At 54.3% G+C, this 289-nt stretch carries 1 pseudogene; it reads right to left on the reverse strand.

Annotation, left to right across the window (positions count from 1 at the left end):
• Positions 1–289, reverse strand: a pseudogene (locus tag PZE06_RS28910) (vitamin B12-dependent ribonucleotide reductase); the annotation flags it as partial.

Raw genomic sequence — 289 nt, forward strand, 5'->3', positions numbered from 1 at the left:
GGATTCGCGTCGAGGTATTCTTGAACGATGCCTGCATACACTTCGATAAACTTGCCGAGACGCCCGCTGCGGTAATATTTAAACGAGAAGTACGGTTCGAGTCCGGTGCTACATCCGACCATGCTTCCGGTAGAACCCGTAGGCGCGACCGTCAGCAAGTGCGAATTGCGGATGCCGTGATTGAGTACGCCTTCGCGAATGTCCTCCGGCATCTTACGCATGTAGCCCGACTCGATAAAGCGCTCATAGCCGTCCTCTGCCGCTTCGAGAAATAGGAACGGCCCTTTTT

Origin of the sequence: Robertmurraya sp. DFI.2.37, from assembly GCF_029211245.1 — a bacterium.
In the GTDB taxonomy this organism is placed as follows: Bacteria; Bacillota; Bacilli; order Bacillales; family Cytobacillaceae; genus Robertmurraya; species Robertmurraya methanolica_A.